Genomic DNA, 25570 nt, shown 5'->3' with positions numbered 1-25570 from the left:
CCCCGCGGTGGAGGGCCTCAGCAGGGCGGTGGCTACCCGACGCGCGCGCCCCGATCGTCAGCCGCATGACCGACACCACCGCCGCAGCCGATCCCGTCGCCGTGCCGGCGCAGGCCGGGCGCGGCACCGCGCAGCCGCGCCCCCAGGCGCATCCGGGCGATGCCGCCGACCCGCCCAGGGGCCCGTCCCGCGCTGCGCCCGGCAGCCCGGTCGACGGGCGGCCCCCCGCCGGCCCCGCCAGCCCTGGCGGCCCTGGCGGCCCTGGCGGTTTCACCGGCCGGGAACGCCTCGGGCTCCTGCTCCTGCTCGGAACCCAGTTCATGCTCGCGGTCGACTTCTCGATCCTGAACGTCGCGCTGCCGTCCATCGGATCCGGCGTCGGGATCTCCGAGGGCAACCTGCAGTGGATCGTCACCGCCTTCGCACTGCCGTCCGCCGGTTTCACGCTGCTGTTCGCCCGAGTGGCCGACATCGCCGGTCGGCGCCGGATGTTCCTGGCCGGGCTGGCCCTGCTGATCGTCGCCTCGCTGGTCGGTGGCCTCGCCACGACGCCGGCGGTGCTGCTCGTCGCCCGCGTGGGCCAGGGAATGGCCGCCGCGATCGCCACGCCGGCCGCGTTGTCCCTGCTGGTGACCATGTTCCCGGAGGGACCGGCCCGCCGGCGGGCGCTCGGGCTCAACGGCGCCCTCCTGCCGGCCGGCTTCACCGTCGGTGCCCTCATCGGTGGCCTGCTGACGGAGTTCCTCAGCTGGCGCTGGTCGTTTCTGCTGAACGTGCCGATCGCGGTCGCGATCCTGGTCACCGCCCCGAGGGTCGTCCCCGGCGGACGCGGTGAGCGGGGCGGGCGGCTGGACGTCCCGGGGGCGCTGACCGTCACCGCCGGCCTGGTGGCCTTCATCTACGGGATCTCCACCGGTGGCGAGGACGGCTGGAGCCGACCCGTCGTGTGGATCACGATCGTGCTGGGGGCGGCGCTGCTGGTCGCGTTCTGGCGCATCGAGGCGACCAGCTCGCACCCGCTGGCGTCCCTCTCCGTGCTGCGCCGACGCACGGTCGCGGGCGCGAACGCCGGCGGGTTCGTCATCTTCGCGATGGGCAGCTCGCTCGTCTTCCTGCTGACGCTCTACCTGCAGCAGCTCCTCGGCTACTCCGCACTGACCACCGGGCTGATCTTCGGACTGCCGGGAGCCGCGGCGTTCGCCGCCGGCCTGGTCGCCCCGCGGATCCTGAGCCGGATCAGCCCACCGACGGCGCTCGTCGCCGCCCTGCTCCTCCAGGGCTCGTCGGCCGCGGCGCTGGCGCTCGTCGACCTCGATCGCTCCTCGCTCACCCTGGTGCTGATCGCCTCGGTGGTCGGCTTCTTCGGGCACGCCCTGGGCATCGTCGGCTACCTGGTGACGGGGACGACCGGCCTGCCCGACGACGAGCAGGGCCTGGCCACCGGCCTCGCGACCATGACGCAGCAGGTCGCCCTCACGGTCGGCATCCCGGTGGTCAGCGCGATCGTGAACGCGGTCGTCACCGCCGACGGCACCGGATCTCCCGGCACCGCCGCCGACGGCGCGATGCTCGACGGCATCCGGATCGCCCTGTGCGCCGACGGCGCGGCCACCGTCGCGGCCGGGCTGGTCGTCGCCGTGGTCCTCCTCGGGCGGACGGCACGTTCCGCGGCCGGAGTCGGCGCGGGTGCCGGCGCGGGTGCCGACTCTCCGGTCTGACCGACCTCGTCGACGCCCGCGCGCCGGCCGCTCCCCCGGCGGCCGGCGCGCGGGTCTCGCTGTGGAATCCTCCGGGCACGGGCCCGATGTGTCGGTGCGGACCCCTATGATTTCCGGCATGTACCCAGTGACCGTGAGCCGCCGCGGGCCCTGTCGGTCACGGCATTAGTTCGTGGTCACCGGGCAGCGCGGCCGCCCGGCGCGTCCCGGCGCGTTCACGAGCCGGCAGGCGGCGGCAGGCGGCGGCGCAGCTGGTCCGGCGCGGGCCCGGGCCGTGTCATCACCCCCGACGTCATGTCGGCGTATGCCCTTTCCGATGGAGGAGCTTTCGTGAGCAACCGGATCGAGACGCTGGAGTTCCAGGCCGAGGCGCGCCAGCTTCTGCAGCTGATGGTCCACTCGATCTACTCCGACAAGGATGTCTTTCTCCGCGAGCTGATCTCCAACGCCTCGGACGCCCTCGACAAGGCGCGGCTCGAGTCGCTGGTCGACGGTGATCACGGCCTCGACACGTCCGATCTGCACATCGCGATCGAGGTCGACCGGGAGAAGCGCACCCTGACCGTGCGGGACAACGGCATCGGCATGTCCCGGGACGACGTCGTCAGCCTCATCGGCACGATCGCCAAGTCAGGCACGGCGGAGCTGCTGCGCAAGCTGCGGGAGTCGAAGGACGCAACACCCGCGAACGAGCTCATCGGGCAGTTCGGCGTCGGTTTCTACGCCACGTTCATGGTGGCCGACACCGTCACGCTGCTCACCCGCCGGGCCGGGCAGACCGACGGCACCCGTTGGGAGTCGGCGGGCGAGGGCACCTATGTCATCGAGACGGTCGACGACGCCCCGCAGGGTACCTCGGTCACCGTGCACCTCAAGCCGGTGGACGACGAGGACCACCTCTTCGACTACACCGACGAGCGCAAGATCCGCGAGATCGTCAAGCGGTACTCCGACTTCATCGCCTGGCCGATCCGCATGGCCGTCGAGACCACCGGTGAGGACGGTGCGACCAGCACCGACGTCCAGACCCTGAACTCGATGAAGGCACTGTGGGCCCGTCCGCGCAACGAGGTCGACAAGGCCGAGTACCACGAGCTCTACCGGCACCTCAGCCACGACTGGACCGACCCACTCGAGATCATCCACATGAAGGGCGAGGGGGTCTTCGAGTACGAGGCCCTGCTCTTCCTGCCCGCCCACGCCCCGTTCGACCTGTTCACGCAGGGTGCCCGCCGCGGGATCCAGCTCTACGTCAAGCGCGTGTTCATCATGGACGACTGCCAGGCGCTCATGCCGAACTACCTGCGTTTCGTCAAGGGCGTGGTTGACGCACACGATCTGTCGCTGAACATCTCGCGGGAGATCCTGCAGCGGGACCGCCAGATCCAGCTCGTCCGACGCCGCCTCGTCAAGAAGGTACTCAGCACGCTGAGCACCCTGCAGGAGAACGACGCCGAGCGTTACCGGACGTTCTGGAAGGAGTTCGGCTCGGTCCTCAAGGAGGGGCTCCTCGACGATGCCGACAACCAGGAGTCGATCCTGGACCTGCTCTCCCTCGCCTCCACGCACGACGCCGCCGAGCCGACGACCCTGCGCCAGTACGTCGAGCGTATGAAGGACGGCCAGAGCGACATCTACTACATGACCGGTGAGTCGCGGTCGCTGGTCGAGAACTCCCCGCACATCGAGGCGTTCCAGGCCAGGGGTTACGAGGTGCTGATCCTGACCGACCCGGTCGACGAGGTCTGGGTCGAGCGGGTCGCCCGCTACGACGGCCGGCCGCTGCAGTCGATCGCCAAGGGCCAGGTCGACCTCGGGGGCGAGGAGGAGGAGCAGAGCACCGACGCCGAGCGGGAGCAGCGGGAACAGGACTTCAGCGCCCTGCTGTCCTGGATGGCCGAGAGCCTGCGCGAGGAGGTCCGCGAGGTCCGCCTGTCCACCCGCCTGACGACCTCCCCCGCCTGCGTCGTCGGGGACACCCATGACATGACGCCGACCCTGGAGAAGATGTACCGCGCCATGGGGCAGGACGTTCCGCGGCAGAAGCGCATCCTGGAGCTCAACCCGACGCACCCCCTGGTGACCGGGCTGCGCAAGGCGCACGAGCAGGGCGCCGAGGCCGACGCCGACGTGCTCGCCGGCACCGCGGAGCTGCTGTACGGCATGGCGGTGCTCGCCGAGGGCGGCGAGCTGCGCGACCCGTCCCGCTTCACCCGCCTGCTCGCCGACCGACTGGCCAACGCGCTGTAGCCGCGGCGGCGGGCCCGCGTCGTCGGGTCCTCGGGCCCGGACGCCGGCACGAGATCGAGACGGTGCGGCGGGTCGGTTACCGTTACCGGCGTCCGAGGCCGCATCGCAGCGCTGACCGCCGACCGACCTCCGGGAGCCCGCGACACATGACGATCATCTCGCCCACCCCGCCGCCCACCACCTCCGCGGACCTCCGCCCGGGGGCACGCACCGCCTCCGCAGCGGCCCCGCTCGGGCCCGCCGTGGTCGCGGCAGTGCTCCCGGGCAAGTTCGTCGGACAGCTCCGCGCGCTGGTCGGCGCCGAGGCGCAGATCGTGGACGTCCTCGACGGCGATCCCCTGCCGCCGGTGACGAGTGGGGCGGGGCCGGTGATGACGCTCGTCATGCCCTGGTCGCTGAAGGGCTGTCCGCCGGCCGTGCTGGCCGCGGTCGAGCGGGCGCAGTGGGTGCACTTCGTGTCCGCCGGGGTCGACGGCTTCCCCCTCGATCGTCTGGCCGGCCGCACGGTGACCTGCGGCCGCGGCGCGAACAGCGCGGCGATCGCCGAGCTGACCGTCGGCCTGCTGCTGGCCGCCGAGAAGCGGATGCCCGACATCTGGGAGGCCGAGACGAACGAGCCGTTCTACACCGAGCCGCTCGGCTCGCTCGTCGGCCGGACAGTCGGGCTGCTCGGCTTCGGCTCCATCGCCCGGGAGCTGGCCCCCCGGCTGCACGGGTTCGGGACACGCCAGCTGGCGCTGCGGCGCAGCGGCCGCCCCGCCGACGTGCCGGAGGTGACCGTCGTGCGGACCCTGCCGGAGCTGCTCGGCGCGGCGGACCACCTGGTCGTGGCCGCGCCGCTGACCCCGGAGACCGATCGCCTGCTCGACGACGCCGCGTTCGCCGTCGCCAGGCCCGGGCTGCACCTGGTGAACGTCGCCCGCGGCCGGGTCGTCGACACCGACGCGCTGGTCCGGGCGCTGGCGGCCGGGACGGTGACCCGGGCCAGCCTGGACGTCACCGATCCCGAGCCGCTGCCGGCCGATCATCCGCTGCGCCGCGACCCGCGGGTCCGGATCACGCCGCACCTGTCCTGGTCGGCGCCCGGTGGGCTCAACGCCGGACTGGCGGTCTTCGTCGACAACCTGCGCCGCTGGCGCGCCGGCGAACCGCTGCACGGCACAGTCGACCTCACGGCCGGCTACTGAGCCGCCCGCCAGCACCGCCGGTCGAGCCGGAACGCTCCCGGAACGGTGCCGCCAGAGGATGACCGGGCCGGGTCGGGCCCGACGCGTACGGGCGCACGGCGCGGTGTGCGCCGTGCGCCGTGCGCCCGCCGGGCTTTGTCAGACCTCGGCCGTCCCACCTCGCCCCCGCGAGCGGGCGATCGTCCCGTCCGGTTCCGGGCGGAGAACTACTTCTTGATCCACAGTTCCTCGGGCAGCAGCGACCCGGCGCCGTACTGGCGGACGCCACCGACGTCCTCGTTCGCGATCACACCAGCCGCGGAGCGGGTCAGGAAGATGACCGGGGTCAGCTCGGACAGGCGCTCCTGCACGGTTTCGTAGGCGGCCTTGCGTGCCGCCTCCGACGTCTCGACCCGGCCGGCGTCCAGCGCATCGCTGAGTTCCTGGTCCTTGACGCCGTGCAGGATCGCCAGCGAGTCCTGGTGGAAGGCCGTCCACAGCCGCGGCTCGGGGTCCTGGAAGAACGCCGACGAGACGAGCGCGTCGAAGTCGAAGGTCGTGCGCAGCGCCGCGACCTGCGAGAAGTCGACGATCTTCACCTCCACCTTGACGTTCTCGAAGCTGCTCAGCTGCGCCTGGACGTTCTCCGCCATCGCCCGGTTCTGGCTGGTGGGGAAGGAGGAGAAGGCGAACGTCACCGGCTTGCCCTCGGCGGCGAGCTCGTCGAACAGCCGCTGGGCGAGGGCCCTGTCCGGCTTGCGCAGCGGGATGTCCGCGTAGAACGGCGACGACTCGGCGAACAGCTTCTCGGGCACCTGCGCGGTGCCGTTGTAGACGGCGAGGTTGAACGCCTCCATGTCGAGCGCCGCGGAGAGGGCCTGGCGGGCGCGGATGTCGTCGAACGGCGCCCGGCGCGAGTTCAGGGCAAGGAAGTTGCCCCCGCTGAGCGGCATCAGGTCACTGGTCATTCCGGCCTCGGTGGCCTTGTCCAGGTTGACCCAGTCGGCTTCGACGGCGACGTCGGCACCGCCGCTGACCAGCGTGTTGTAGCGCTGGGTGGTGTCGAGGGACGACCGGATGGTGAGCCGGTCGAGGTAGGGCTTCGGCGCGTCCCAGTAGCGGGAGTTCTTGACCAGCCTGATGTCCGCCTGGCGGGTCCAGTTGTCGAGGGTGAACGGGCCGGCGCCGATCGGGTTCTCGTCGAAGGACGCCTGGCCCTTCTGGAGCGCTGCCGGCGAGCCGATCCAGTTCATCGAGGAGGTGAGGATGGCCTGCGCGTACGCCGACACCGGCTTGACCATCGTGACCTTGAGGGTGGTCTCGTCGACGACCTCGGTCGACTGCATCATCGACGCCTCGGCGACGTAGGACGAGCCGACCGCCGGGTCCTTGGTCCGGTCCCAGTTGAACTTCACGGCTTCGGCGTCCAGCGGCGTGCCGTCGGAGAACACCAGGTCCGGGCGCAGCTTGAGGGTGAAGGTCTTGCCCTGGTCGGTCGTCTCGAACGACTCGGCCATCGTGTAGCTGATCTTTCCGGCCTCGTCGCCGACCATGAGGGTTCCGTACAGGGCGTTCCCCAGCACCGCGGTGATCGGGGTGTTGTTACCGAGGGTGGCAGGATCCAGGCTGCGCGGGTCGCTCAGCATCAGGATCCGGCCCTCACCCCCGGCCACCGGCTGGCCGGTCGGGCCCGCTGAGGACGACGAGGGCGAGCCGGTGTCATCGTCTCCGCCGCCGCAGGCGCCGAGAACGAGCGCCATACTGGACACGACGGTCGCGACCAGTAATCGCTTTACCCGAATCATGTTCTGCCTTTCTCGGTGTTTTTCTGGACGGTACTTTCCGTGCGTTTGATGCGCTTATTTCATCTGGTGCGTTCACTATGGACTGTGCGCGGGAGAGGTACCCGCGGTGGTCACCGTTTCGACGGGGCGGGGCGCGCGCGGCCGTCCCGACCGCGGATGCATCCTAGGCTTTCGATGCGGTGGCTGGGCGCCGCTTCAGCAGCGGTTTCCTCTTCACAGCCGACATCCGGTTCCCGCTTTCCTTCTGCGCCGCGCCCGGACTCCGGCGGCAGTACGCGGCCGCCTCACGTCTCCCGGATCCCGCCCATATGGGGGCCGCCGTCGACGGCCAGGGTCTGCCCGGTGATATAGGACGCGGCGTCGCTCACGAAGAACAGAATCGCCTGGGCGACCTCGTCCGGGGTCCCGGGGCGCCCGAGAGGCGTGGAACTACTGAACTCGGCGGTGTCGATACCGGCCAACTGCCAGGCGGCCACGGCTCGCGCGGAGGCGACCGGGCCGACGGCGAGACAGTTGACCCGTATCCCGTGGGGTCCCCATTCGGCGGCGGCCACCGAGGTGAACATCTGCAGCGCGGCTTTCGACGAGGCGTAGTGCGCCCCGCCGCGCACTCCGTGCAGACCCGCGTCCGAGGAGATGTTGACGATCGCGCCCGACCCCTGCGCGATCAGATGACGGCCGACCTCCCGGGTGCAGAAGTACGCCGCACGCACGTTGAGGTCGAAACTGGCGTCCCAGCCCTTGGTCGGCAGGGTCGCCAGCGGGCCCATCCGGGTTCCACCGGCGTTGTTGACCAGAATGTCGACGCGGCCGAGCTCGTCGACGGTGCTTCCCACCAGCCGGACGACATCGTCCTCGACCTTGACGTCGGTGCGGATGGGCAGGCAGCGTCGGCCGGTCGCCTGTTCGACCTCGGCGGAGGTCCGCTCCAGGTCGGCGACGGTGCGCGCGGCGATGGCCACGTCGGCCCCGTACTCGGCAAGCAGCCGGGCGGTGGCTGCGCCGATACCGGTCCCGCCGCCGGTGACGATCGCGACCCGGCCGGTCAGGTCGTAGAGCCTTCTCCTCCGGCCAGCCGGCCGGCCGGTGCGTGGTGACGGCCCGGACGGGCCCGACAGCACCGCAGGTGAGAGGGCTGGTAGCGCCGCTGGCTCGGCTGGCGGCGAGGTGGGGGGCGGTGGCAGGGGGGGCGTGGAGTCCAGAGGGGGCGTGGGGGGCGCCGCCGGTAACGGGTCCGACAGCGCGGTGGGTAAGGGCACCGAGGCCGGGGCCGACGGCACCATGGGCCGCTCCGTGGACGCATCCGTGCGGGGCTCGGCGAGCGACTCCGTGAAGGGTGCCATCCGCGCCTGCCCGGCGCGCGGTGGACGAACCGGGTCACGAAGGCACAGCGCGTTCGCACAGAGTCGGGTGATCTGCTCGAGGGCGGTGTCGAACTGGCGGTCGGGGTGGCCCTGCACCAGCCACTGCTCGGCGAAACGCCAGGTGAGCGCGCCCAACGCCGCTGCCGTCACCACCGGGTCGAGGTCGGGGTCGGCCAGTCCGTGGCGCTGCAGGTTCTCCACCGACGCCGCGACGTCGGTGTTGTGGTTCCAGTACAGGCCGTCCCACAGCTCGCGGATCCGCTCGTCGTGCCGCCCGACCTGTTCGATCACACTCATGATGCGCGCTTCTTCGCGGTAGGCCTCGAAATGGACCCGGATCGCCGCCGCGAGTCGCTCCCGGGGGGTCGCCGTGGACTCCCGGTCGAGAATGATGCGCATTCCGGCGCTGAGCTCGGTGTCGATCGTCGCCGCGACCTCGCGGAAAATCTCGTCTTTAGAATCGAAGTAGTGATAAAAGGAGCCGTGGGAGAGGCCCGCACGCTCGGCCACGTCCGCCACCCGGGCCTCGTGGAAGCCCTTCTCCTCGAAAACCGACTTCGCCGCCTTCACGAGACGCGTCCTGGTCTCGGCGCCTCGGCGCGAGCGCGGCACGTTCGATTCGTTGGGGTCGACTTCGGAGGTGGTGATCACGATGCGCTCCTGAGAGTCAAGGCATTACGGTGAAGGCCGCGCACTGCTTCTCGCAGCGGCACGTGAAGATACTCGCGTGCCGCGGGGTACCTGTGGCCCGCCATCCCGGAAAAAGCATTCGGGAAACCCGGCCATGCCTAGGCCTTCCGAAACAGATCGGGCGGCCGGAACCCGAGGGCCGGCGTGTACCCGCCCCCGCACATCGGCTCCTGAACATCGCGCCAGAGATGGTTCTGTCTGGTCGTGGTCCCCCTCGTGCTGCCGTTCTCGTCGTGGCGCCGTTCTCGTCGTGTTCTGTTCTCGTCGTGTTCTGTTCTCGTCGTGTTCTGTTCTCGTCGTGGTTCTGTTCTCGTCGTGGTTCTGCCTGGCGTCGACGTCAATGTTAGGAGAACATGACGTCAACGTAGACGAGAACGGGCAGCTCAGCAAGCATCCAGTGCCCTGGTAACCGCGGGACCGCAGCGCCTGGCCTCGGTCGGCAGGTGGTCCTGACGTTCACGTCAACGTGGGCACCGCAGCTGGTCACCGGCCGCGACGCGCTCACCCGGAGCCGGGGCCGGGATGGGACCGGCGTCAGGCGCCGGCGATGCCACCGGCGCCGTCACGAACCCGGGCCACCAGATCCTCGGCCGCGCCGGGCCAGGTGGGGAAGTCGAAGACAAAGCCGGCGCGGAGCAGGCGGCCCGGCACCACACGGCGGCTCTTCAGGAGAAGTTCGGTATCGCTGCGGAGCGTGAAGGCGCCGATCTCCGCCATCCAACGCGTGGCGGGCAGCCCGAACCGCACGCCGGCCGCACCCCGCAGGCCCGCCATGAAGGCACGCAGCGGCAGCGGGTTCGGCGCAGCCAGGTTGACCGGCCCCGCGAATGTGTCATCGGCGAGAAGAAGATCGACGGCCCGCGCGAAGTCGCGGCCGTGAATCCAGGACATGTACTGCCGCCCGCCGCCGACCGGCCCGCCGAGGCCGCACCGGGTCAGCCGGAGCAGCATGTCGAACGCGCCGCCCCGACCGGGAGCCATCACCATCGACGTACGGAGCGCGACCCGGCGGGTGTCCGGGGTCGGGGCGTCGGCCTGGGCGCGTTCCCAGTTCCGTGCGATGTCAACGCTGTGCGGCCCGCAGGCGAGCGAGGCGATCCGGCAGAGCAGACTGCGGGCATACGAGGTAGATCCAGAGGCTGAACCCGGGCGGGCAGATCTCGCCGACCCGCTGCTGGCTCTCGAGCGCGTCGGCGAGACGCCCGGCGCCCAGCGCCTCCCCGACGCGACGGTCCGCACGCCGGTCGGCGGACTTCAGACACAGGCTCGTGGCAAGGAGCCCCGAGTAGAGACCTGTCATCAGCATGAGCAGGAGGGCGGCCGCCGCGTTGGTGTCCAACCAGTCGATCAGCATGCCGAGCGCGGCCCAGATCAGGATCTGGGCCGAGATGAGACGGTGGGGGATCAGCCCACGGCTTCTCACAATCTGATGAGCGACCAGGACCTCCAGCTCCGGGGGAGCCGACGCCGCCAGCTGCTCTCCGAGGATCACCCGCGGACGGCGCGCCGCGCCGACGACCGCCACGCTGCGCACCGGGCCCCGCCTGCTCCCCAGCGTCCTCACGTCCGCCACCGCCGCTCCCAGCCCGGCGCCGGCGGCAATGACACGGCCGCGTACCGGATCGGAACACGGCCGCGATCTCCGCCGTGCCAGGACCGGCACGACGAGGAGCCCCTCCACAACCTGCTCCACCGCCGCTCCCAGCACGGCACCGGCCAGCGGCGGGCCACCCAGTGCACCCGCGAGGACCCAGCCGGCCACGACCGCGACGACCCACACGAGCATGGCCAGGACCGCGGCGTACTGGGCCGAGATCGGCAGGCCCGCGGTCTGTTGCGCCGGGGCCGGGGTCTCCGGCACCGCCCAGCGCCGACGCCTTCGCGGCACCGGTATCGGCAGATCGAGCTCGCCCTCGGGCTCTGGCATCCGGCACCTCCTCTCTCCCCGCCTCGCGCAGGCGGCGGAGCAATCCGATCACAGCCGGCACAAACATGCTCCGGCAGGCCCGAGAGGCTGATCACGCCTGCGGGGATCCGGGAGCCGGGGCGGCGGCTTGGGTAGTTTCAGGGGTGCCAGGACCGGCCGGCCCTGGTGGACGTCCGTTCACCGCTACCGACAAAGGGATTCTTCTGTGAGCCTTCGGCTGGGCGATATCGCGCCCGATTTCACTGCCGCCACCACCGAGGGTGACATCTCCTTCCATGCCTGGAAGGAGGGCTCCTGGGTGGTCTTCTTCAGCCACCCGGCCGACTTCACGCCCGTGTGCACCACCGAGCTGGGACGGACCGCGGCGCTGCAGACCGAGTTCGCCAAGCGCAACACCAAGGCGCTCGCCGTGTCCGTCGACCCGGTCGAGGACCACCTGGGCTGGGCCCCGGACATCGGCGAGGTCGGCGGCACGCCGCTGAACTTCCCGATCGTCGCCGACCCGGACCGCAGCGTCGCCGAGCTGTACGGGATGATCCACCCCGGCGAGGGGGACACCTCCACGGTGCGCTCGGTCTTCATCATCGACCCGGCGAACAAGGTGCGCCTCACGCTCACCTACCCGAAGTCGGTGGGCCGCAACTTCGACGAGATCGTCCGGGTCATCGACGCACTGCAGGCCACCGACGCCAACCCGATCGCCACCCCGGCGGACTGGAAGCCCGGCGACCGGGTCATCGTCTCGCCGGCCCTGTCGACCGAGGACGCCCGGGCGAAGCTGAGCAACGTCGAGGAGATCAAGCCCTACCTCCGCTACGCGGACGCCCCCTGACCGGTCCATCCGGTCGATCGTCGGCGGACAGGCTGACCGCAGGACGGCTGACCCGCTGACCCGTTCGGCCAGCGGACTGCCCGGCCGGATGGCAGTCTGACCGTCTGGTCACCCGAGTGGATGGCCGGCTCCGGATCCGGTGTCGGGGTGGGGTTCTCTGCCTCTCCCCGGCGCCGACCGACATGGACACACCGGCGTGGACACACGACGGGACGCCCGACGAGAGGTGCTGTCCGTGACCGACCAGACGGCTGACCGGCCGGCCGACCGGACCGTCTCGTTCGGGTCGTCGGCGGACCAGCCCGCGGACAGGCGACCGGACGGGCCGACGGTGCGGCGGATCCGCGTGGCGGCCGGCCTCGACCTGCACGTCGAGGACCTGCATTCCGCGCGGACCGACACAGCCCAGGGCGCCGTCCCGCCGGATTCCACCCCGGTCGTCCTCGTCCACGGCATCGCGGGGACCACCGCGGACTGGGCCCGGGTGGCTCCCGAGCTGGCCAGCACCCGCCGGGTCATCGCCTACGACCACCGTGGCCACGGTGCCAGCGACCGGGCCGCCGGCGGGCGTCCCTCCTACACCTTCGACCTGCTGTTGGCGGACCTCGTCGCGCTGCTGGACACGCTCGGCCCGCACGCCGTCGACCTGGTCGGCCATTCGATGGGCGGAGTGGTGGCACTACGCTACGTGCTCGACCATCCGGAGCGGGTGCGCTCCCTCGTGCTCGTCGACACCGCTGCCGAGCCGGCCTCCGCGACAGGCGGGGCGGCCCGGCGGGTCGTGTCCGCGTTGCTGGAGGGCGCCGCGGCGATCGCCACCGCCGTCCACAGCGCGCATGACCCGGAGCCCGCGGCCGACGGCGGCCCGAGCGAGCTCTCCGTCGTCGACGAGCGGGCCGGGGCGGCCGAGCGCCACGGCAGCGCCGCCGACCACCAGGTCGAGGGACTCGGCCGGATCGATCCGGAAGCGCTGGTCGCGTTCGGCCGCGAGCTGGGGGCCTACCCCTCGATGGTCGACCGGCTCAACGAGATCGGCTGCCCGACGACGGTCATCGTCGGCGAGCGGGACTCAGGCCTGCGCGACTCGGCACAGACCCTGGCCCGGACCATTTCCCGCGCGCACCTGGCGGTGATCGCGGGGGCGGACCACAGCCCGCACGCCAGCCGACCGCTGGCCTGGCTGGCCGCGGTCGAACGCCACTTCGGGCGCCTCGCAGCAGACCTCGCGACGGACCTCGCGACGGACAAAACCATCGCACCTGGACGATCCGCCTACCCTTCCGCGCCGCTGCGCCCGTTCACCTGACCGCGCCGGCTCGCACCGGCAGGGTTCGGGATGAACCCACGGGACGGGGGCCGCTGGATGTCCGACACCGACACGGATCTGCTGCTGGTAAGGCACGGCGAAGCGCACTGCAACATCGCCGGGGGCGACCGCGGCTGCACCGGGCTGACCCCGCGGGGCCGCGAGCAGGCGGCGCACCGGCCGGAGGCCGGCCTTTCGCCCCCGGTTCGGAGAGCTGGAGCGGGTTCCTCATCCGCGCGGGCGGTTGCCTGCGGGAGCTGACCGAGCTGCACCGCGGCCAGCGCGTGCTGGTCATCGCCCACGGCGAGACGGTGGAGGCGACCCACCGGCTGCTGATGGGGGTGCCGGCCGTCACCCCGCTGTCCTACGGCTTCTCCGTCGCCCACGCCTCACTGACCTGGTGGTCGCACCGCTGGTCCTCGGCTGGCAGCAGCCGCTGGTCGCTGGTGCTGCACGGAGCCACGGACGGCTTCCACACGATCCTGCCCAGCCGGGAGAACCGCAGCTGAGCGGGAGTACAGCGTGCGGCTCCCGCGGCGTGACCCACAATGCGGTTATGGTCAGCCCCCGCCGAACCGGCGCCGAGAGTTCCCGGACCCGCGCGCTCCTGATCCACGTCACCGAGCGCCTGATGCGGCAGGACGGCTACGCCGCGGTGAGCTCGCGCAGCGTCGCGAAGGCGGCCGGGGTCACGCCAGCTCTGATCCACTACTACTTCCCGACCCTGGATGATCTTTTCCTCGCCGTCTTCCGGCACGGCGCGGAGAAGAACCTCGCCCGGCAGGCCCGCGTGTTCACCGAGGCGCAGCCGCTGCGGGCCCTGTGGGAACTCAGCGTGGAGCCGGCCCGCACCGCGCTGCTCTCCGAGTTCATGGCTCTCGCCAACCACCGCAAGAGCATCCGCGACGAGATCGCCGAGTACTCCCGGCGGTTCCGCCGACAGCAGGCGGAGCTCCTCGCCAGCCGGCTGCCGGACTTCGGCACCGGCCCGGACGACATCCCGCCCGCTGCCCTGCTCTTCCTCATCGGCGCGGTCTCGCGCGGCTTCGTCGCCGAGGATCCGCTGGGACTCACCGACGGCCACGCCGAGACACGCGCGCTGGTGGAGCGTCTGCTGCACCGCTACGACAGCGGCGCGCTCGCCGCGGGTACCGCCGCGGGTACCGGGTCGGAGGATGACGGTGCCGGCGAACCGGACGAGGACGGCGCTTGGTAGACCCCCTCGCCAGCCGAGCCGGCTGCCCGCAGCCGGTGCCGCGCCGCCGTGTGGCGGTTCTCCGACACCCGCAGGCCGAGGTTGCCGCACCGTCACCGTGAGGTTGATGCCCTCGAAGCCACCGCTCTCGAACCAGCGCTGGATCTCGTTCGCGACGGTCAGCGGCGAGCCGACGAACGGCGAGCGCATCGCGCGGAGCTGGTGCTCGACGACCTCCCGCAGGGTGAGGTTGTTGTCCGCGACAGCTTTTTGATCCCTTTCAGCGGGCAGTCAGGGCCGCGGCGGGAACCGGCGCGGCCCCGGCCTACTCGGCGGATCCGGCCGAGCACCACCGCGCGGCACCGCGCAGTCGCGGTCCCTGGCGACAGCCGGGTTCCACAGGGCGAGCCGAGCGAGGACCGGTTCGACGAAGCCGCTATCGGGCGGGTCTGTGTCACCGGTCCTCGCCGGTCTCGCGACCGCGGTCGTGAGGTCGGCCTGTCACGGCGCTTCCGTCAGCGCCGGTTACCTGGCCCCGTCAGGCTTCCTGCCCACGCCGCCCGCGGAGCGCCGGCCGTCACTGGACGATGGAGGCGATACAGGCCACAACACCGCCTCTGGGCGCGTTGACATTCGCGGCGAGCCGGTAGTTCCTCTCGGTGTAGGAGACGGAGACCTGCCGCTTCCCGTAGAAGTCATTGTAGATCTTCTCGATGTCCTCGCCCTCGGTGACGAACCCGATGTACGTACCGTTGTCCTCGAAGTACGGGACGGCGAAGAGGTGCGCGAACCGGATCTTCGGCGAGCTGAAGATCATGACCCCCTCGGCGCCGCGCATCCCGAAGTTCCGGTCGGCGAAGTAGATTCCGGCGAACACGAGGTTCTCCGGGTCGCTCGGCCCGAAGTTGACGCGCGCCCTGACCTGGACCTTCGGCGAGACAAGCCCTCCCTCGTTGTCCTGCATGAAGGAGGCCATGTGCCCGAAGGCCATATACAGGTCGCCGGCCTTCTTTCCATCCACCCCCTTCTCCCACTCCTTGACGACAAGGTGCTCGTCGGTGTCGTTGATGACCATTCCGAGAATCTTCTTCGGGTTTTCGAGGAACAGGTACAGCAGGAATCCGACGAGAACCACGACGACAGCACCGATCGCGGTCTTGAGGCCGATGCTGGTGATACCGGTGCGGATTGCGGTGAGCAGGGCCTGCCCGGCACGCAGCGCCTTGATCGTCTCGACCGCCATCGGGACGCCCACGCTGATCAGGCCGCCAGCAACCAGTTCCATCGCGAGCTGGCCCGGGGTCTTGGCGTTCTGCATGTTCTCGAAGCGCTTCGTGAGCGAGCTGAGATACTGCCTGACGTCGTCACCCCGCAGACCCATGACGAAGTTCGCGTCGCTGCGCGTCATCGAGAGGTTCGGCTCGATGTCAACCTCGGTGTCCAGCATCCTCTCGAGAGCGGTGTCCTGGTCGAAGTCGGTGGCCTCGAGGCCCGTCGCGCCGGAGCCCGGCCGGCCCACCTCCTCCAGGAGTGCCTCCAGGAGCCGTACCCGCGCGATCCGGGCCTTCTTCCTCTCACTCAGCGCGTCATTCGCGAAGATCGCCCGCAGGTCGACCCCGTGCCGTTCCCTGATCGATTCCATGATCTGCTCGGCGAAAAGCCGGTCACTCAGGTGTGAGTACGTCGACACAAGCTCCACCAGAAACCCCCGAATTTTTCCCGAGTATCTACGAAGACGTGACGGAGTCAGCCGCCGTGCCGCCCTGCCGCCGGCAGGGCGGGCCACGACGGACGACCCGCTGGACAGAACGAATCAGGCCAATGACGGAGAACCGCCCGCGGCTCGTGCTCTCCGAGTTGTCCGAGCCGACGCACGACAGAATCCGCCGTCACCCACATGACCCTTATACGCCCACCAGCAGAGCGAGCCTAACGGCGGCGAGAACTGCTCGTCCAGCCAGAACAAAAGGCGCCGATCTATGCGCACAAGGCCGCCGTTCGGTGGCAGCAACAAACCGCGCCGACGGCTGTGGCCGCCATCGGATCCAAAGGCGGCTAAAGGTCACGCCCGGCCTGGTGGAACCACCAGGCGACGGCATCCTCGGCGGCGAGGGTGTCGGGGTGGCCCGGGCCGAGGCTCCGGCCACGGCTCTCCTGGATGTCCGCGCAGAGGTCGCCGGCGTCCAGGTAGCGGCCGAGACGGCCGAGGTAGAAGGCGACGTTGAAGGCGCTGACCAGTGTCTCGGGATGGTCGGGCCCCAGCATCCGCCGGCGCCGGGCCAGAGTGTCCTCCCCCAGCTCGCGCGCCGCCTCGAACTCGCCGAGGGCGCCCAGCCGCGCGGCCAGGTTGAAGGCGGCGGTCAGGGTCTCGGGATGGTCGGGCCCCAGCACCCGCCGGCGCCGGGCCAGAGTGTCCTCCCCCAGCTCACGCGCCGCCCCGTGCTCGCCGCCGGCGCTGCACAGCATGCCGAGATTGTGCGCCGTGTCGAGGGTGTCCGGGTGGTCGGGCCCGAGGACGCTCCGGCGCCGCCGGAGCGTGTCCTGACACAGGTCACGGGCGCGGCTGGCCGCACCGAGCGCAGTCAGGTCGACCGCGAGGTTGTGGGCGGAGGTGAGCGTGTCCGGATGGTCGGGCCCCAGCTGACGATGCAGCCGTCCGAGCACGTCCTCGTCGAGTTCGCGGGCTTCCTCGTGCCGCCCGAGGGCGCTCAGCCGCAGAGCGAGCTCGTTCGCCGCAGCCAGGGTGGTGTGATGGTCGGCGCCGTGGGCGTGCCGCAGTCGGGCGAACTCCTCCGCGCCGACGGTGCCCGCGTACCGGCCCTCGGTGGTGTCGGCGCTGGCTGTGACCGCCGTGCCCGATGTGGATCCGGCGCTGCCCGGGGCCGGGCCGGTGAATGCGGGCAGCCCGTCGGGGCGCGCAGTCGGCCCCTCCGCGACGATGTCCTGGACGAGTTCCGTCACCGCATCGGCCGGTGACCGGACAGCGGCACGGCGGACAGTGACAGGGCGGACGGCGGCACGGCGGACGGCGTCGTCGAGATGCAGCGGCATGCCGGTGCGGGCGATCCAGTCGACACCATAGGCCTCCGCCGCGGCGCCGGCGAGGTCCAGAGCGAACCCCGCCGGGTCCGGGTGGCGGGCCGCCGGGTCCTTCTCGAGCCCGCGCAGCACCACCTGGGCGACGGAGCCCGGCACTCCGTCCATCGGCGGGGCGGGCTCGTTGCGCAGCTGGTGCCACAGCAGGTGCAGGGGCTGCTTCGGGTCGAACGGGGGCCGGCCGGCCAGCAGGGTGTAGAGAACGGCGCTGAGGGCGTACAGGTCGGTTGCCGGTCCGAGCCGGCCGCCCACGTCGATCTGCTCCGGCGCCATGTAGATCGGCGTGCCGACGACCTTGCTGACGGTGGCCGCCGACCCTTCGAACAGTTTCGCGATCCCGAAGTCGCCGACCTTCACCGTCCCGTCCGCGGCGAACAGGATGTTGTCGGCCTTGACATCGCGGTGCAGCACCCCGCGGTCGTGGGCGTGGCCCAGCGCCGCGGCCACCGCGAGGCCCACCGCGCAGGTCTGCCCAGCGCTCAGCGTGGCCCGCCGCCGGGTCAGCGTGCCGCCGGCGAGCAGCTCCATCACGACCAGACACAGATCGTCGGCCTCGATGTAGTCGTACACCCGGACGACGTGCGGATGGTCCAGCCCCGCGAGCAGCCGCGCCTCGGCGGCGAAGTCTATCCGCGCGCCCTCGGCCGGCATCACCTTGATCGCCGCCGGGCGGCGCATCCGGCGGTGCTCGGCCCGCAGCACCAGGCCGAACGCCCCCGAGCCGAGCTGTTCACCCAGCACGTAGTTCGGCACGGCCGCGGCCACCCGCGACCGGTCGACGATCACCGGATACTCCCGCGGTCGCGCAGTCCCGCCGAGCGCCCCGAGCGCCCCGAGCGCCGCATCCTTACCACCGCAGCATCATCACGAGGAAGCCAGCCCTCGACAACCCCGACCCATCGGAAATCGTTCCGACCGGGCCCCGGGAGAACGCGGGATCCAGCCAGAAATCGGTTTTCCGAGAGACCGTTCTTCGGTTTCTCCTCCCAGCGACGCGCTGAGGGAGAGAAGACTGACGTGACGGCTGTGCGCCGCACGAGAACAGCAGGGAGGAAATTTGTTGCTGCTAGACAAGAAACCTGTGGGCTCGACATCTCGGCGGCCTGTCGTCATCCTGACAGACAACGGCGGCCGGCAGCGGCGACGCGGTTCGGAAACAGCGGGACAATCAGCAGGCCCAGCGCGCTCGCACCCGCCCGACCGCGCGCCAGTCCATCCCCGAGGACCGGAGCAGACGGTGGGAGCCGGCCCCGTGGAACCCCTGTCTGGTACTGCGCTGCCGGAGGTTCGGACCCATGGCTCTGTTACGCGACGGGCAGGTCGTCCGTGACACCTACACGGTGGAGCGACTACTCGGCGCCGGTGCGTTCGCGGAGGTGTACCGGGTCAGGCACCGATATCTGAGGAAGCGGCAGGCGATGAAGGTCTTCCGGCAGGCGGGAATGTCCACAGAACAGGTGCATGACGCGCTCGGCGAGGCGATGCTGCTCTCCGGCATAGCACACCCGAACATCGTCCGGGTGTTCGAGGCCAACACCGTCGAGACGTCCGGCGGCGTTCACGCCTACTTCACCATGGAATACGTCGCCGGCGGTACGCTGCACGACTTCTGGCGCTCGCAGGGCGAGGGGTACGTGCCCGTCCCGACAGCGGTTGACGTCATCCGCCAGGCGGCACGCGGTCTGGCCGTGGCGCACCAGGAGTCCCCGCCGATCGTCCACCGTGACATCACTCCGCAGAACATCCTGGTCGGTTATGACGGGGCCGGCCTGCGGGTGCGGGTCAGCGATTTCGGCCTCGCCAGGAAGGTCAGCGCCCTGACCCTGCTGGCGAGCTCCCAGGGGTCGATTGCCTTCATGGCACCGGAGACCCTGCTCCACCCACACCTGTCATCGATGCCGGCGGACGTCTGGTCGCTGGGTGTCGTGTTCTACCTGCTGCTGACCGACCAGGTCCCCTATCCGCAGCGCGGCGCCGGCGACCCGGTCGCGGCGTCGTGGCACCGATCGGCGCTCGTGCCGCCGAGCGAGGTGCGGCACGCGGTGGACCCGGTACTGGACGGCATCGTCGCCCGGGCGCTGTCCTTCGACATGGCGAAGCGCTACCCGTCGGCCGCGCAGCTGCTCACCGAGCTGGAGGCGTGGCGGCCGGACACCCCGGCCGCGGCCCGTCGGCCGCTGCGGGAACCCGTGCCGGCAGAGGAGATCGCCGCAGGCAAGCAGACGTTCGGCCGGGCCTCGCCCGGCGGCCAGGCGCCGCCGGAGCGCCGCGCGTTACCCGCGGACCAGCGCGCGTTACCCGCGGACCGGGCAGCGGCCGACGGGCAGGCTGCGGCGGAGCGGCTGGCTGCCCGGGCGGTGGCCGCCGCTGCCGCCGGCCGGTACGGCCACGCCGCCGATCTGATGGAGGAGGCCTGCGCCGCCTGGCCTGATCTGCGTGAACAGCATGCGTCCCGGATCCGGCTGTGGCGCAGGGGGGTGGCGAGATGACGACCCGGCACACCGACTCCGGTCTCCTCGGGCGACTGTCGCCACGGCTCTACCGGCAGAACGCCTTCCGCGTGACCGGCCTGCCCCTGGCGGCGACCGGGCGGGACATCAGGCGGAAGTCCGACATGCTCGCCGTGATCGAGAAGACCGGCGGCGAGCTGCCGGTGTCGGACGTCCTGCCGCTGCGGCCGGCGCCGTCCGCCCAGGACCTCCGCGGTGCCCTCGACCGGCTGGGGGACCCCCGCCAGCGGCTGGTCGACGAGTTCTTCTGGTTCTGGCCAGTCGCCACCAGCGGCACGGGTGGCGAGCCGGACCCGACGCTCGCCGCCCTGGCCACCGGCGACACGGCGTCCGCGGTGCGGCACTGGAGCACGGCAGCGGCCCGAACCGATCCGGAAGCGTCCGCGGAGGCCGCGAGTGCCGTCCACAACCTCGCGGTGCTCGAGCACCTGCAGGCCCTGGACGCCGAGCAGGCCGCCACCGACACGAGTGGTCCGCCCCCTGACTGGCTCTCGGTCCATCGCCGCTGGGAGAACGTCCTGGACGACGATCGGGTCTGGGAGGGTCTCGCGGCGCGCATCCGGCAGGCCGGCAACGCCCGGCTCGACGAGAGCCTGGCCGCCGACGTCCGGGCGGCGCTGCCGACCGCGCTGCTCGCGATCGGCGCCGAGCTCGCCGTCGCGGCCCTCACCGCGGGCGACCTCGGACGGGCCGAGCGACAGCTGGCGGCGATGCGGGCGGCGCGGCTGGGGCCCACCGCCGACGAGGCCCTCGGGGCCGCACTGCGCACGGCGGGCACCCCCTGGGCGAACGAGGTCACGACCCTGTGTGACAGCGCCGTCCGGATCGCCGAGAACACCTCGACGGACGGCCTGGCCCAGGCCGAGCGGATCCTCACCGAGTCCGCGGAGCTGCTGGAACGGATCGACGTCCTGCTGCCCGCCGAGGAGCCGACGCGGGTCCGCGCGCACGACAAGGTCGCCCTCGAGACGCTGCACTGCCTGCTGGCCTTCGACCGGACCAGGGGCGTGCCCCGCGCCGCGGGAGACAACGCCGCCCGCGATCACCTCACGATGACCGAGCTGCTGACGCGGGCCGAGCGCACGGCGGGCTCCGAGGCCATCCGCGAGCGGCTGGCCGAGAACCGGGCGCTTCTCGAGTCGTCCGCTCTGCACATCGTCTGCTGGGTCTGCCGGGACCGGCCGGCCGAGGAACGCTCGGGAGTCAGGGTCTGGATGCACGGCGAGGTGGTTCGGACCTTCCAGGGCGTGCAGTGGAGCAAGGGTGAGATCACCGTGCCGCGCTGCCGTACCTGCGAGCTGCGCAGGGCGAGCGGCGGCTGGCGGATGGCCCTGCGTACCGTCCTGTACTTCCTCGTGGCGATCAGCGTTCCCTCGATGCTGTTCCCCGGCGCTGGCGGCGGCTTCGTCGCGCTCGGCGTTCTCGCCGCGGTCATCGCCTTCCTCGTCGACGGGATGGCCGTGAGCTGGCCCGCCGCGCGACGGGAGCGGGCGCGCATCGATTCCTTCCCACCATTGGCGGACCTGCGTGGCAAGGGCTGGCAGCGAGGCGAACGACCGCTCGGTGTCACCGGTGGTTGAGGGCCTGCGCCAGTGGCGCCATCCCCGCGAGTTCCGCATAGCCCGACCGGCACTGCCCGCGGAATGGGCCGAGGCACTGCGGCTGGCCTCCTCGGCCACCCGAACCGCGGATGCCTCCGGGCCCACTTCGACGACGGCACCCGACGCCACGGGCGCTACGGGCGCCACAGCGCGGGCGCTCGGGCAGCCGGTGGTCGCCGAGCTCGCGACCGGCCTCTGGCGGCTGCGCCGGCGCCTGTCCGACCTGGCCGGCGGCACCGATCGGACGAAGCCCGCCGGCCCGGCGGACACCCGCCGCCTGCAGCGCCAGCTCGACTCCCTGTGGGGCACCCTCACCGCGGCCGGGGTCGAGATCCAGGAGCACGACCGCACCCGCTACGACTCCGGCCTCGACCTGCAGGTTCTCGAGTTCCAGCAGACCGCCGGCCTGAGCGGCGAGATCGTCCTGGAGACCCTGCGGCCGAGCGTCTACCTACACGGCCAGCGGGTGCAGACCGGTGAGGTCGTGGTCGGCATTCCCGCCCCGCCCGGCACCGCCCCGCCCGACACCGCCTCACGCGAGACCGCCTCACGCGACACCGCTCCGCCCGACACTGCCCCGCCCGACACCGCCGCCCGCGACGGCGGCGGCTGACCCATCCCCCTTTCACCGGCCAGGAGGCATGATGGCGCGATCAACGATGGACTTCGGCATCGATCTGGGGACGACCAACAGTGCGATCGCCGTCCTGGACGGCACCGAGGCCCGCATCGTCAAGAACGCCTTCGGGCACGACACCACGCCGTCGGCCGTGTACGCCGACCGCGCCGGGCGGATTCATGTCGGCGAACGCGCCCGCGAACGGGTCGAGTCCGACCCGGCGAACGCCGCCGCCGAGTTCAAGCTCAGGATGGGCCTGCGCGACCAGCTGACATCCTTCGCCAACAGCGGCCTGAAGCTGGGCCCGGAGGATCTGTCCGCCCACGTGCTGCGCGCGCTCAAGGCGAACGTGACCAGGCAGCTGGGCGAGGAGGTCCGGGCCGCCGTCATCACGGTGCCGGCCGCGTTCGAGCTGAACCAGACCGACGCGACGCGGCGGGCCGCCGAGGCCGCCGGGCTGGAGCTCTCCCCGTTGCTGCAGGAGCCGACCGCGGCTGCCCTCGCCTACAGCTTCCAGCGCGACGAGGACAACATCTACCGGCTCGTCTTCGACCTTGGCGGCGGCACGTTCGACGCCTCGGTCGTGCACGTCCGCGACGGCGAGTTCGACATCGTCAACCACCGCGGCGACAACTTCCTGGGCGGGAAGCTCATCGACTGGGCGATCGTCGAGCAGTTGCTGATCCCCGCGCTGCTGCGGCAGTACACCCTGCCCGGCTTCGGGCGGGGTGAGCCGACCTGGGCGCAGGCGATCGCGAAGCTGAAGGCGGCCGCGGAGAACGCGAAGATCGAGCTGTCCTCGGCGGACTCGGCGCTGGTCGACATCAGCGACCCGCCACTGTGCGCCGACTCCCGCGGCGCCCCGGTGGAGTTCGTCCACGAGCTGCACAGCGCGGACGTCGACGCCCTGACCGAACCGTTCGTCGCCCGGGCGGTCAACATCTGCCAGGCCGCGCTGCGGGAGAGCCAGCTGACGCCGGACCGGATCGACCGGGTGCTGCTCGTCGGCGGCCCGACCCTCACGCCCTACCTGCGCCGCCGGCTACACGAGGGCCTCGGCATCGAGCTGGACGTCAGCCAGGACCCGATGACGGTCGTCGCCCGCGGTGCGGCGATCTTCGCGGGGACCCAGCGCCTGCCCGCGGAGCCGGTCCGCCCGGACGTCTCCTACACGGTGGACCTGGAGTACAAGCCGATCGGCTCCGATCCGGAACCGGTGGTCGGCGGGGTGGTGCGGGGCCCGGCCGGGCGGGTGCTGGACGGTTTCACCGTCGAGTTCGTCAACGCCGGGGCCCGGCCGCCGTGGCGCAGTGGGAAGGTCGTCCTGCCGGCGGCCGGGACGTTCATCACCACGCTGCGGGCCGAGCCCGAGCGACGCAACGTCTACGAGATCGTCCTGGAGGGGCCGACCGGGGCCCGGGAGAAGGTCCAGCCCGAGGAGCTGACGTACACCGTCGGGGTCGTCGCACCGGCCGCGACCCTGACCCACTCGATCGGCGTCACGCTGGCCGGCAACGAGGTCTCCTGGCTGCTGACGAAGGGAACCCGCATCCCGGAGAAGGCCCGCGAGATCCTGCGCAGCACCGTGCGGCTGACCCGTGGCGAGTCCGGCGGCCTGCTGCGGATCCCGATCGTGGAGGGCGAGCACGCCCGGGCCAGCCGCAACCGGCAGGTGGGCGCGCTGGAGATCCTCGCCGACCAGGTCACCCGGGACATCCCGAAGAACAGCGAGATCGAGGTGGAGATCCAGATCGACGCCTCCCGACTGGTCACCACGCGGGCGTACGTGCCGGTCCTCGACGAGGAGTTCGAGGCCTTCCACGACCTGACCACCGAGCGCGCCCCGGAGCCGGCCGAGCTTCGCCGGGCGCTGCGGACCGAGCAGGAGCGGCTGGACGGCCTGCAGACGGACGCGCGGCGCACCGCCGACCCGGCCGCGCTCGCGATCCTCGACGAGCTGGACGGCGAGCGGGTGGTCGACCAGCTGGAGAACGACGTCGCCGCGACCGAGCACGGAGACACCGACGCGGCCGGCACCGCCGGCAGGCGCCTGCTGGACCTGCAGGCCAGGCTCGACGCCGTCGAGCAGGCGCTGGAGTGGCCGTCGCTGGTCGAGTGGGCGAACCGGGTGCTGCGCGACGCGCCGGGTCTGATCGACGAGTACGGCGAGCCGCGGGACCGACGGCGCTACGAACTGCTCGCCGCCGACGTCCGCCGTGCCCTGGAGAGCCGGGATGCCGAGCATCTGCGGACCCTGGTGGACCAGCTGGCCGCCTACCTCGCCACCGTGGTCGACCGCAGAACAGGGGCGGTGGTGATGGCCCGCTTCTCCCAGCTCACCGGCATGCGTGACGAGCTGACCGACCAGGCCGCGGCCGCGCGACTGATCGCGAAGGGCCGGCGCGCCGTCGACGGCAACGACATCGAGGCGCTGCGGTCGGTGAACCGCGAGCTCATCGAGCTGCTCCCGCGCGGCGCCGGGCCGGACGGCGGGGAGGACGTCAGCGGTGTCTACAAGCCCCAGCGCTGAGAGTGGCGCCGGCCCCACGGGCAACGGCCCGCCCGCGCTGCTCGGCGAGGCCGCGCCGCTGGGCGAGGCCGCGCTGCTCGGCGAGGCCGCGCTGCTCGGCGAGGCCGTCCGTGGGCGGGCGGCCAGGCTCGCCCGCGCGGGACGGTACGAGGACGGCCTGCGCCTGCTCGGCGCGCTGGCGGACGGACGGGACCACACCGCCGTCGAGCACGACCTGCTGGCCCGGATCCGGGCACAGCAGGGCCGGTTCGACGAGGCGGAGCGGCACTGGCGGGCCGTGCTCGCCCTCGACCCGACGGCGGCCGGGGCGACGGCGGGCCTGCGCCGCCTCGACCAGCTGCGCACCCGCCGCGGCGGCGGCCGGGTCCGGGGAGGCGTGACCGTGGCAGCTGCCCTCGCCCTCGCCATCGCGTTCGGCGGAGGCTGGTGGCTCGGTCACGACCAGGACGAACCAGCCAGCGCCACCTCGGCGTCCGCGACCGCCACGGCAGCTCCCGCCGTTGCCGGGAGTGTGACCGCCGCGCCGGCCTCCCGCGGGGCGGACCTGGCGGCGCGCCTCGCCGGGCCGGAGGTGACGCTCGCCAGGGCCGGTGACCAGGTGGTCGCCGTCTTTCGCGAGGCCGTCTTCGCCAGCCGCGACACCCTGAGCCCGCAGGGCCGCGCGGCGCTCGCCGCGGCGGGCGGCCGGCTGGCGGCCATCCCGGGCGTCGCCGCCGAGATCGTCGGCCACAGCGACAGCGTCCCGGTCGGACCGGGCGGGCCGTTCACCGACAACACCACGCTGAGCCTGGCCCGCGCCGCCGCCGCCGCGCAGGTCCTGCGCGCGGCCGGCGTCCCCGCGGCCGCTCTCACGGTCGCGGCGGCCGGCAGCGCCGTCGCGCCCTACCCCGACTCCCCCGCCGACGGCATCCGCAACCGCACCGTGACCCTGCGCATCACGCCGCCCGGCTGAGAGGAACCT

The 25570-nt window shown here is 71.8% G+C and carries 18 protein-coding genes and 1 pseudogene; 13 read left to right on the top strand and 6 right to left on the bottom strand.

Annotated elements, in window-relative coordinates; translation table 11 throughout:
• The first annotated feature begins 65 nt into the window (after positions 1–65).
• From B207_RS0117050 to B207_RS0117040, 3 genes are all read left to right on the top strand, one after another.
• Complete coding sequence (locus B207_RS0117050; protein ID WP_018637776.1) at positions 66–1718, top strand: MFS transporter; 1653 nt, start codon at positions 66–68, stop codon at positions 1716–1718.
• Between the two features lie 330 nt (positions 1719–2048).
• Positions 2049–3968: a molecular chaperone HtpG gene (htpG, locus tag B207_RS0117045; protein ID WP_018637775.1), complete on the top strand. Its 1920-nt coding sequence runs from the start codon at positions 2049–2051 to the stop codon at positions 3966–3968.
• 146 nt (positions 3969–4114) lie between these two features.
• Complete coding sequence (locus tag B207_RS0117040; RefSeq protein ID WP_018637774.1) at positions 4115–5155, top strand: NAD(P)-dependent oxidoreductase; 1041 nt, start codon at positions 4115–4117, stop codon at positions 5153–5155.
• A 206-nt stretch (positions 5156–5361) separates the two neighbouring features.
• On the opposite strand, the gene B207_RS0117035 is transcribed toward B207_RS0117040, so the two are convergent.
• The 4 genes and pseudogenes from B207_RS0117035 to B207_RS0117015 all read right to left on the bottom strand — a co-directional run bounded on the left by B207_RS0117035 (position 5362) and on the right by B207_RS0117015 (position 10920).
• Positions 5362–6939, bottom strand: a complete 1578-nt coding sequence (locus B207_RS0117035) for an ABC transporter substrate-binding protein (RefSeq protein ID WP_051102562.1) — start codon at positions 6937–6939, stop codon at positions 5362–5364.
• A gap of 284 nt (positions 6940–7223) precedes the next feature.
• A complete protein-coding gene (locus B207_RS42585) occupies positions 7224–8954 on the bottom strand; it encodes a glucose 1-dehydrogenase (RefSeq protein WP_018637772.1) in 1731 nt (576 codons plus the stop codon).
• 573 nt (positions 8955–9527) lie between these two features.
• A pseudogene (locus B207_RS34275) lies at positions 9528–10067 on the bottom strand (DUF1731 domain-containing protein); the annotation flags it as partial.
• Positions 10057–10920: a hypothetical protein gene (locus tag B207_RS0117015; protein ID WP_018637770.1), complete on the bottom strand. Its 864-nt coding sequence runs from the start codon at positions 10918–10920 to the stop codon at positions 10057–10059. The pseudogene B207_RS34275 and the gene B207_RS0117015, both read right to left, overlap by 11 nt.
• A gap of 205 nt (positions 10921–11125) precedes the next feature.
• Between B207_RS0117015 and B207_RS0117010 the strand changes: the two genes are divergently transcribed.
• The 5 genes from B207_RS0117010 to B207_RS0116995 all read left to right on the top strand — a co-directional run bounded on the left by B207_RS0117010 (position 11126) and on the right by B207_RS0116995 (position 14274).
• Entirely contained in the window at positions 11126–11752 is a 627-nt protein-coding gene (locus B207_RS0117010; protein WP_018637769.1) for a peroxiredoxin, read from the top strand.
• 235 nt (positions 11753–11987) lie between these two features.
• Positions 11988–13058, top strand: a complete 1071-nt coding sequence (locus B207_RS0117005) for an alpha/beta fold hydrolase (protein WP_154675409.1) — start codon at positions 11988–11990, stop codon at positions 13056–13058.
• A gap of 30 nt (positions 13059–13088) precedes the next feature.
• A complete protein-coding gene (locus B207_RS42890) occupies positions 13089–13319 on the top strand; it encodes a histidine phosphatase family protein (protein WP_407671422.1) in 231 nt (76 codons plus the stop codon).
• A gap of 23 nt (positions 13320–13342) precedes the next feature.
• Complete coding sequence (locus B207_RS41545) at positions 13343–13567, top strand: hypothetical protein (protein ID WP_018637767.1); 225 nt, start codon at positions 13343–13345, stop codon at positions 13565–13567.
• Between the two features lie 47 nt (positions 13568–13614).
• Positions 13615–14274 (top strand): TetR/AcrR family transcriptional regulator, encoded by a 660-nt coding sequence (locus tag B207_RS0116995; protein WP_018637766.1) that lies wholly within the window; start codon positions 13615–13617, stop codon positions 14272–14274.
• Between the two features lie 556 nt (positions 14275–14830).
• Here B207_RS0116995 and B207_RS0116990 read toward each other — a convergent pair.
• Together B207_RS0116990 and B207_RS40685 are read right to left on the bottom strand one after the other, a co-directional pair.
• Positions 14831–15943, bottom strand: a complete 1113-nt coding sequence (locus B207_RS0116990; RefSeq protein ID WP_018637764.1) for a hypothetical protein — start codon at positions 15941–15943, stop codon at positions 14831–14833.
• Between the two features lie 365 nt (positions 15944–16308).
• Positions 16309–18135: a serine/threonine-protein kinase gene (locus B207_RS40685; RefSeq protein ID WP_051102561.1), complete on the bottom strand. Its 1827-nt coding sequence runs from the start codon at positions 18133–18135 to the stop codon at positions 16309–16311.
• Between the two features lie 509 nt (positions 18136–18644).
• Here B207_RS40685 and B207_RS0116980 point away from each other — a divergent pair.
• The 5 genes from B207_RS0116980 to B207_RS0116960 are packed head-to-tail and all read left to right on the top strand — an operon-like array spanning position 18645 to position 25561.
• Complete coding sequence (locus B207_RS0116980) at positions 18645–19838, top strand: serine/threonine-protein kinase (protein WP_018637763.1); 1194 nt, start codon at positions 18645–18647, stop codon at positions 19836–19838.
• Positions 19835–21439: a hypothetical protein gene (locus B207_RS0116975; protein WP_026311142.1), complete on the top strand. Its 1605-nt coding sequence runs from the start codon at positions 19835–19837 to the stop codon at positions 21437–21439. Before B207_RS0116980 ends, B207_RS0116975 begins: the two co-directional genes overlap by 4 nt.
• A complete protein-coding gene (locus B207_RS0116970; protein WP_018637761.1) occupies positions 21423–22073 on the top strand; it encodes a hypothetical protein in 651 nt (216 codons plus the stop codon). The genes B207_RS0116975 and B207_RS0116970 overlap by 17 nt, the downstream gene beginning before the upstream one ends.
• Before the next feature lie 31 nt (positions 22074–22104).
• A complete protein-coding gene (locus tag B207_RS0116965) occupies positions 22105–24609 on the top strand; it encodes an Hsp70 family protein (protein ID WP_063820928.1) in 2505 nt (834 codons plus the stop codon).
• Positions 24587–25561: a tetratricopeptide repeat protein gene (locus B207_RS0116960; protein WP_018637759.1), complete on the top strand. Its 975-nt coding sequence runs from the start codon at positions 24587–24589 to the stop codon at positions 25559–25561. The genes B207_RS0116965 and B207_RS0116960 overlap by 23 nt, the downstream gene beginning before the upstream one ends.
• The last annotated feature ends 9 nt before the right edge of the window (positions 25562–25570 follow it).

The sequence above is a fragment of the Parafrankia elaeagni genome (assembly GCF_000374165.1).
In the GTDB taxonomy this organism is placed as follows: Bacteria; Actinomycetota; Actinomycetes; order Frankiales; family Frankiaceae; genus Parafrankia; species Parafrankia elaeagni.
The sequence above is the reverse complement of the archived record's forward strand: the minus strand, read 5'-3'. Positions and strand labels throughout refer to the sequence as shown.

Excerpts from the sequence above, each read along its gene's own strand:
- B207_RS0117050 (WP_018637776.1), top strand. The coding sequence starts at position 66 with ATGACCGACACCACCGCCGCAGCCGATCCCGTCGCCGTGCCGGCGCAG.
- B207_RS0117040 (WP_018637774.1), top strand. The coding sequence starts at position 4,115 with ATGACGATCATCTCGCCCACCCCGCCGCCCACCACCTCCGCGGACCTC.
- B207_RS0117035 (WP_051102562.1), bottom strand. The coding sequence starts at position 6,939 with ATGATTCGGGTAAAGCGATTACTGGTCGCGACCGTCGTGTCCAGTATG.
- B207_RS0117015 (WP_018637770.1), bottom strand. The coding sequence starts at position 10,920 with ATGCCAGAGCCCGAGGGCGAGCTCGATCTGCCGATACCGGTGCCGCGA.
- B207_RS42890 (WP_407671422.1), top strand. The coding sequence starts at position 13,089 with ATGAACCCACGGGACGGGGGCCGCTGGATGTCCGACACCGACACGGAT.
- B207_RS0116995 (WP_018637766.1), top strand. The coding sequence starts at position 13,615 with ATGGTCAGCCCCCGCCGAACCGGCGCCGAGAGTTCCCGGACCCGCGCG.
- B207_RS0116980 (WP_018637763.1), top strand. The coding sequence starts at position 18,645 with ATGGCTCTGTTACGCGACGGGCAGGTCGTCCGTGACACCTACACGGTG.
- B207_RS0116975 (WP_026311142.1), top strand. The coding sequence starts at position 19,835 with ATGACGACCCGGCACACCGACTCCGGTCTCCTCGGGCGACTGTCGCCA.
- B207_RS0116965 (WP_063820928.1), top strand. The coding sequence starts at position 22,105 with ATGGCGCGATCAACGATGGACTTCGGCATCGATCTGGGGACGACCAAC.